This window comes from Undibacterium sp. FW305-107 (assembly GCF_058788535.1).
The window spans coordinates 878129-885834 of sequence record NZ_JBYTAV010000001.1 but is presented as its reverse complement, the minus strand read 5'-3'; the positions used below and the strand labels follow the sequence as shown (position 1 = coordinate 885834).

Below are 7706 nucleotides of genomic sequence, written 5' to 3'. Positions count from 1 at the left end.
GCTGGTGCAGACCGCGTAGTATTGCTGGGTAACTATGTTGCCGGTACTTACCTGACATCTGAAAACGGTGTTTCCCTCAATGCCCAGTCCACAGCGACTGCAGTTGCCCGTGTTGTCACAGACACGATCAACCTGGGTAACGGTAACGATACACTGGTGACTTATGGTGCGATCAACCTGGCCGGTGCACAACTGTCCAACATCGAAAACATCACTGCGAACTCTGCGGTTGTGATTACTGCTTCCCAATACGCCGCATTAATTGCTGCGCGTGCGGCATTGAACCTGTCTGGTCCTGTGCTGACATTCTCGGGTAACGTACCTCATCAACTGACTATCGTTGACGATATTGGTGGTATTAATAACATCGACCTGTCCTTTATTACGGTCACAGGCGGCAGTCTGGTATTCGACGTAACGTCTTCTTCCAACGCAACTGGTGGTGGCGTGAACAACACGACGACATCGAATGCAATCGGTACATCCGGTGGTGCCACTGCGATTGCTGGTGTCATAGGTACTAATCCAGTCAATGGCGGTGGCGTAGCCCTGGCGCCGATTGCCCTGACTGCAGGTGGTGTATTTAACAGTACAGCAAACGTGAATGATAATTTCACAGGTAATGCGGCAGCGCTGGTTGGTACAACTATTAACGGTAATGCCGGTGATACAGACATGATCACCTTCACTGGTGGCGGCAGTATCGTTATCGGTGGCGGCAATACTATTACCAACATCAAAACTGTCGCTACAGACAATACATCGACAGACGTGTACTTCAACGTTGCTACTGCAGGTGTTACCACTGTCAATGGCGGTTCAGGCAATGACCGCGTATACCTGGCGAACTCTGGTAGCTCCATGCTGGCTGGCAATGTCAATCTGGGTGCAGGTAACAATACCCTGACCATGGAAGGCAAGACTTATAGCGGCACTTTCACCGCAGGCGCTGGTACATCTGATATCCTGAGCCTGGTCGCGTCATCGAATATTGCTGGTGCAAATATCTCTGGCTTCGAAAGCCTAGTGGTTGCCAGTAATGCTGGTATTACGCTGAATGCGGCTCAATATGCTGCCTTCACGTCGATTACTGCTACCGGTACAAATACATTCACTTTCTCCAGTGCAGGCACTATTGCAGGTAATGCAACTGTTGAAAACTATGTATTGGCTAACGGTACAAATACCTTCACTGCAGCAGCTGGCTTGATTTCTGTCACTGGTGGTACCGGTGTCGATACGTTCACAGTGGGTGATGCCATCATCACGGCAACTGTTGCTGCCAATGGTATTAACGGTGGTGTTGGAGCTGGTGACATCCTGAACGTAGGCGCTGTTACTGCTGCGCTGGATATGTCTGCCAAGGTAACCGATGTTGAAACAGTGAATGTCACTGGTGGCACTAATGCCGCCTGGACAGTGACCAATGAAAACGGTGCTGGCGTGACTCTGAACTTCACCAAGTCTGCTGCTACTGCCATCAATAACGTCATCCTGGGTACAGGTGGTCAGACGCTGAATATCCTGGGTACTGGTACAGGTGCAACCACTATCACAGGTGGTTCGGGTGCTGATACCATCAACCTGTCCACCACTGCAACTGGTTCTGATGCGATTGCTACTGGTTCTGTATTGGCTAACATCGATACAGTGGCAAACTTCAAAATTGCTGGTGCTGACGTATTCAAAACTGGTACAGCAGCAACAACATTGAACGCACTGAACATCGCTACAGCTGACACAGCTACTCTGGCAGCAGCTATCGCTACAGCAGCAACTGCAGCTGGCGCGACCCTGGCAGCTAACACCCAGGCTTACGTCATCACTGTAGCCGCAGGTACAGCAGCTGGTACTTATGCTTTCCAAAACATCGGTGGCACTGTAGGTACTGTTGATGCAACTGACTTTATCGTTAAACTCGTTGGCGCAGGTTCCATTGTCGCTGGCGACTTCATCGCTTAATCAGGTTCGCAGCAAGGCAGGGGAGTGATCCCCTGTCGCTAGCTGAAAAAACAAACAAGCCTGGCACTGCAAAGTGCCGGGCTTGTTTGTAACTGTCGTCATTAAACATAGATACAATAAAATTGCTGCGTCTTTGGATGTGAAGGATCACAATCAACTCAAAGACATCTGGCAAATTCTATGTATACATTTCCTCATTCGTTTAATTCAGCAAAGCTCGCTATCCGCACAGGCACATTTGCAAGCATGCTGCTGTTAGCCGCAACAGTATTTGGCACAGAACAGAATTTGTCCACAAACGCTGCAACCGACGCTACTACAAAAAACTGCAGCAAATTGCTGCCGGATGAATATCAATGGCAGGCACTGGATTGGTCACATTTGCGGGCTGCAGACTTACCGCGCGAATTAAAAATTTTTCCTGATCAGCAAGCTGCCTGCGCAATGAATGCGGCAATTTGTAGCGAGGCTGAGAGCAAGAAACTCATCGCAGTCGATGTGGATGTGTTTTTCAAGGACTCTGCCATCTGGAATCGGCCTGAGCAACTGCAGCCTTATATAGCACTCGTGAACCGCTATTATCAGCAGGCACGCATAGGTTTCAATTTCAAATTCCGTCCGGCAAGCGAGCTGCCAGCCTGGACTGAGAATCGCAATCAACTGACAGTGATTTTTGCCTCCGCCATGCCTGCCCCGACGGGTAAAGTTGCGGATGCATTCGGGAATTTGCCCGCAGGTAAAGCTGTGTTTAACGATGTACTCATGAAGCGCCAGGACAGACATGCCAACCCCTATTTCCTGATGGGCAAACCTTTGGGGCATGAACTAGGGCACGTACTAGGTCTGGCGCATACACAGGGCAAAGCATTGCTGATGACACAGGGTACTTCACCGCAAAATGCCCTGGATATACTGCCTGAGCAGGCATTGATCATGCGGGTCATGGCATTACAGCGTTTTAGTGGAAAACTTGATCCCGTGATTGCATGTCATTAAGAAAATGTGATGCTGAATAATTTTGTCATTTAATTATTTTTACAGTGACTCCTCCTGTGAGATGCCCTTGAGCAATGCTTGCGAAGGTGCTTAAGGCGGATGGAAAAGGTAAAATGCCTGTATTCCGTCACTGCGAGCTACCATGACTGCCTCTACTTCCAGCACTTCCCCACAAGAAATCACCATTACCCGTCCAGACGACTGGCATTTGCATGTACGCGACGGTGCTGCACTGGCCAGCGTGTTGCCGCATACGGCAGCACAGTTTGCCCGCGCCATCATCATGCCTAATCTCAAGCCACCGGTCACGACGACTGAGCAGGCTGCCGCTTATCGTGAGCGCATACTTGCTGCTCTGCCAGCGGGCATGAACTTTGAACCGCTGATGACGCTGTACCTGACGAATAACACACCGCCAGATGAAATCCGTCGTGCCAAGGACAGTGGCTTTGTGCATGCTGTGAAACTGTATCCAGCCGGTGCCACCACCAATTCTGATGCAGGCGTGACTGATCTGAAAAACTGCTACAAGACCCTGGAAACCATGCAGGAAGTTGGCATGCCTTTCCTGGTCCATGGTGAAGTGACAGACCCTGAGATCGATTTGTTTGACCGCGAAGCCGTATTCATAGACCGCGTCATGCAGCCGCTGCGCAAGGACATGCCAGAATTGAAAGTGGTGTTTGAACATATCACTACCAGTGATGCAGCAGCCTATGTGGCAGAATCCGGCGGCCCGATTGCAGCGACGATTACTGCCCATCACTTGCTGTATAACCGCAATGAGATTTTCAAAGGTGGCATACGCCCGCATTATTACTGCCTGCCAGTACTGAAGCGCGAAACGCATAGACAAGCACTGGTCAAAGCCGCCATCTCGGGCAGCAAACGCTTCTTCCTGGGTACCGATTCTGCGCCACATGCCAAGGGTTTGAAAGAACATGCCTGTGGTTGCGCCGGGTGTTACACTGCCTTGCATGCGATGGAGTTGTACGCCCAGGCATTTGAGCAAGCCGGTGCACTTGATCAGCTCGAAGCGTTCGCTAGCTTCAATGGTCCCGACTTTTACCAATTGCCACGCAATAGTGGCAGCATCACTCTGTTGCGAGAAGACTGGCAAATGCCTGCAGAATTGCCATTTGCCGATACCAGCATTGTGCCACTGAACAGTGGCGAAACCCTGCACTGGAAAATGCGCACTGCATAAATCTGGTTTGCAATTCATGACACGTTTTTTTGATGACATAGACTGGTCGCAAGCCTGGTTTGCTGCAGTAAGGCAGGCAGCACAAGGCTTGCTGGCGGCAGATGACTGGCGTGCGCAACTTAATCAATTTGCCGGGCTGGCAGGCCTGACAAATCATCTTCAATTGCCGCTACGTTTTATCACGCAGGAAGAACTACCCGAGGGCGTTGCCTATGAAGCACATATCAGTGCTACCGGCCTGGTGCCCACGCGTGCGAATCTGCATGATTTTTTCAACGCCTTGGTATGGCTTACTTTTCCAGCCATCAAACGTCAGTTGAATGCCTTGCAGGCGGCACAGATTGCCAGTCTGGGCATAGGCAAGTCACGCGGCCCTGCGCGTGATGCAGCCACTATCTTTGATGAGAATGCCGCCTTGCTGGTTCTTGCTGATACGTTTGAGGGCGCAGACCTGGTGGCAGCATTGCGCGCCCATGCATGGCAAGACGCTTTTGTTACGCAGGCAGATAAATTCGGACGCTGTGCTGAAGTCTGGTGCTTTGGCCATGCCCTGATGGAAAAACTGGTTCAGCCTTATAAGGCAATCACTGCGCATACCTGGGTAGTGATGGTGGAACCCGTTTATTTCACGCTGGATGCTATAGACAGGTGTGCATATATTGACGGTGTGGTGGCGCAGCAACTTGCCAGCCAGGTTTTGACAACGGCAAATTACACGCCATTGCCCGTGCTGGGTTTGCCAGGCTGGTGGCATCAACAGGACGCTGCTTTTTATGAAGACCAGCAAGTCTTCAGGGCAAAACGCCAGAACTGATGCTCACAATCTGTATGTGCAATTTACCCTGATTTGCTCTGTCCTGTGGCTGACTGATTTACAGATTTGTCACAGTGAAATGCTAATCAACGAAGGCATAATCAATTTCAGGTAGAATATTTGTGCAACGCGGAGTACCTTCGGGTATATGCCATTGAGAACCTGGCTGCTGCGTCTTTGCAAATCAATCAGGTCCGGGCCCATGGCCTGGACAAATTCTGCCATTATGGCTTTAGGCTAACACCGGGACTGGCTGCAAGGATGTTCAGCAAGCACTCACCTCATCCAGTATCATCAGGCCAGCAGACAGGGTGGCGTTCAGCTACTTTGTCCTTGCGTAAAGCCATCGTACTGGGCATAGGTCTGGGTATCCTGATCCCCGCCGTCCTGCTTGGTACCGTGCTGGCCAGGGATAGTTATGAGCGCGAATATGAAGTACGCGTACGCGGCCCACTCAAGCAATATGCCAGCATGCTGGAGCAGACCATGCCTGTGCCACTGTGGCAAGTTGATGCGACCAGCGCCCAAAGCTTTGTTAATTCCGTCATGCTCAATCCTGATGTGGTTCGTATCGTTGTCGAAGATGCTGCATTGGGGCGGTTTGTCCATGCTGAAAAAAACAACGAGCAAAAACAGGGCTTGATCAGTGAAACCCGCAATATCCGCAAAGATGGCACCGTCATAGGCCGGGTGACGATAGAAATGAGCAGTTATTGGATGGAGCAGGAATTTTTGAAAAAATTCCTCAAAGGTGGTGCTGCCATCCTGGTGCAATTGCTGATTTCCTTTTTCCTGTTATGGCTGCTGTTTCAAAAACGCATGATGCGGCCCTTGCAGCAATTGCAGCGCGATGTCGACCGCCTGGGCGAGGGGCATCTCTCAGAAGTCGTCAATGTTGCCAGGCCAGATGAACTGGGCAGCCTGGCGCTGGGGGTGGATTCCATGCGCCTGCGTCTGGGCGAGTTAATGAACGAGCAAGCCAGCCACAATGCCACGCTGGAACAACGGGTGACAGACCGCACCAGGGAATTACATGCATCGAACCAGGAATTGCGCACTGCCCTCGATGACCTGAATAGCGCCCATGCCGAAATCCAGCGTAGCGACAGAATGGCTGCCCTGGGCTCACTGGTAGCAGGTGTTGCACATGAACTTAATACACCTATAGGCAATTCAGTGACGGTGGCCAGCACCATCCATGACCTGAGTCGCGAATTCAATAAGAAAATGTTACAGGGAGTCACCCGCGCGGCCCTGCAGAATTATGTCGATAACAATCTGCAGGCCAGCGATATCCTGTTACGCAACTTGCATAGTGCAGCAGACCTGATAGGCAGTTTCAAGCGCGTGGCCGTGGACAGAACCAGCGCTCAGCGCCGGGTATTTTTTCTTGATGAAGTCATAAGAGAAACCATGCTGACCATGGGGGCCAGTATCAGACACCAGGTTCATCACGTGCGCATAGATATTCCAGTCGGGATACGCATGGATGCCTATCCCGGTTTATTGGGGCAGATCGTCAGCAACCTCATCAATAACGCGATATTGCATGGATTTGATGGCCGCGAAAATGGCGTCATTGATATTCGGGCACATTTGCTGGGTACTGAACCTGCCACCGTGGAATTAAGCGTCAATGACAATGGTGTTGGTATCGCCGAAGCCAACCTGGGGCGTATCTTTGACCCCTTCTTTACCACCAAGCTGGGGCAGGGGGGCAGTGGTCTGGGATTGAATATTGTCTACAACCTGGTCTGTGATGTATTGGGCGGCAGTATACGAGTAGAAAGTGAACCCGGAAAAGGCAGCAGCTTTATCATGCAACTGCCCTTGTGTGCGCCAGGTCATGGTGATGAAGCAAAATAAAACAGTGGAGAAATTTAGTGGCCGGTTTTAGCCACGTCAGACCAGCCTTGTGGGCAATTGACCTGGGACGACAGCTTTTGATATTCACCCGAGGCACGCAGTTTTTTCAAACCATTATTAAAAGCGGCAATCCGGCCAGCACTGGTGGGCAGACCGCGTGACATCATCAGATGAGTGGTAAAACTGTCCGTCATCAGTTTTGGGTGGGCGGATAATTGTGCCGCATCAGCAGGTGAAAAATTCCGCGCCAATAAATCGCAGGCGGTGTTTTTTTCCATCGGGGCGATATCCACCCGCTTTAGCAACAAGAGTTTCAATGCCGCCATATCATTCGGCAGCTTTTCCATTTTCAGATCACCCTTGTTGGCCATGGCCCAGATTTCTGGCGTATAGGTGTAGTCTTGTATCATGGCGATACGGTATGGGCGCAGGTCGTCCAATTGTTTCCATTTGAAATCCAGGGCATTGCGATAGACAAAAACCCATTGTTCGGTGATGACATTGTCACTCAGGAAAAAACTCGCATCATGCTCAGGCTTATGACCCCAGTATGCCGTGCCATCCCATTTACCGGCGCGGCTTTCCGCCAATGCACGCGACCAGGGCAGGAAAGTAAATTCAACCTGATAACCTTCCAGTTCAAAGGCGCGCCGCACTATGCTCAGAGCGATGCCTTTGTCAGGGCGGCTTTCAGTGGCATAGGGCGGAAGTTCGCCAGTGGCGATTTTGAGCAGTTGGGCCTGTGCACTGGAGATACCAGGCAGTAGCGGTAGCAGCAGAGCAACAGCACACCAGAATGACCATGCTTTTTTCATGATACCGCCTTAAAAAAGGGCTTGGATGAAAGGGACTCAGGAGCTT

6 protein-coding genes are annotated in these 7706 nt (G+C 51.0%); 5 read left to right on the top strand and 1 reads right to left on the bottom strand.

The features are described 5' to 3' along the window. From AC3WQT_RS04060 to AC3WQT_RS04040, 5 genes are all read left to right on the top strand, one after another. Positions 1–1962: beta strand repeat-containing protein (locus AC3WQT_RS04060; RefSeq protein ID WP_492702503.1), on the top strand; the 1962-nt coding region annotated here is incomplete at its 5' end. Positions 1963–2208: 246 nt separating this feature from the next. Then, a complete protein-coding gene (locus tag AC3WQT_RS04055; protein ID WP_492702501.1) occupies positions 2209–2958 on the top strand; it encodes a hypothetical protein in 750 nt (249 codons plus the stop codon). A gap of 142 nt (positions 2959–3100) precedes the next feature. Further along, complete coding sequence (gene pyrC, locus AC3WQT_RS04050; RefSeq protein ID WP_492702499.1) at positions 3101–4165, top strand: dihydroorotase; 1065 nt, start codon at positions 3101–3103, stop codon at positions 4163–4165. A gap of 16 nt (positions 4166–4181) precedes the next feature. Next, positions 4182–4979, top strand: coding sequence for a DUF3025 domain-containing protein (locus tag AC3WQT_RS04045; RefSeq protein WP_492702497.1), 798 nt, complete (start codon positions 4182–4184; stop codon positions 4977–4979). A 261-nt stretch (positions 4980–5240) separates the two neighbouring features. Continuing rightward, positions 5241–6845 (top strand): sensor histidine kinase, encoded by a 1605-nt coding sequence (locus tag AC3WQT_RS04040; RefSeq protein ID WP_492702495.1) that lies wholly within the window; start codon positions 5241–5243, stop codon positions 6843–6845. A gap of 14 nt (positions 6846–6859) precedes the next feature. Here AC3WQT_RS04040 and AC3WQT_RS04035 read toward each other — a convergent pair whose 3' ends face one another. Continuing rightward, entirely contained in the window at positions 6860–7660 is an 801-nt protein-coding gene (locus AC3WQT_RS04035; protein ID WP_492702493.1) for a substrate-binding periplasmic protein, read from the bottom strand. Positions 7661–7706: the final 46 nt, after the last annotated feature.

Coding starts and splice junctions, on each gene's coding strand:
- AC3WQT_RS04055 (WP_492702501.1), top strand. CDS start 2,209: ATGCTGCTGTTAGCCGCAACAGTATTTGGCACAGAACAGAATTTGTCC.
- pyrC (WP_492702499.1), top strand. CDS start 3,101: ATGACTGCCTCTACTTCCAGCACTTCCCCACAAGAAATCACCATTACC.
- AC3WQT_RS04045 (WP_492702497.1), top strand. CDS start 4,182: ATGACACGTTTTTTTGATGACATAGACTGGTCGCAAGCCTGGTTTGCT.
- AC3WQT_RS04035 (WP_492702493.1), bottom strand. CDS start 7,660: ATGAAAAAAGCATGGTCATTCTGGTGTGCTGTTGCTCTGCTGCTACCG.
- AC3WQT_RS04040 (WP_492702495.1), top strand. CDS start 5,241: ATGTTCAGCAAGCACTCACCTCATCCAGTATCATCAGGCCAGCAGACA.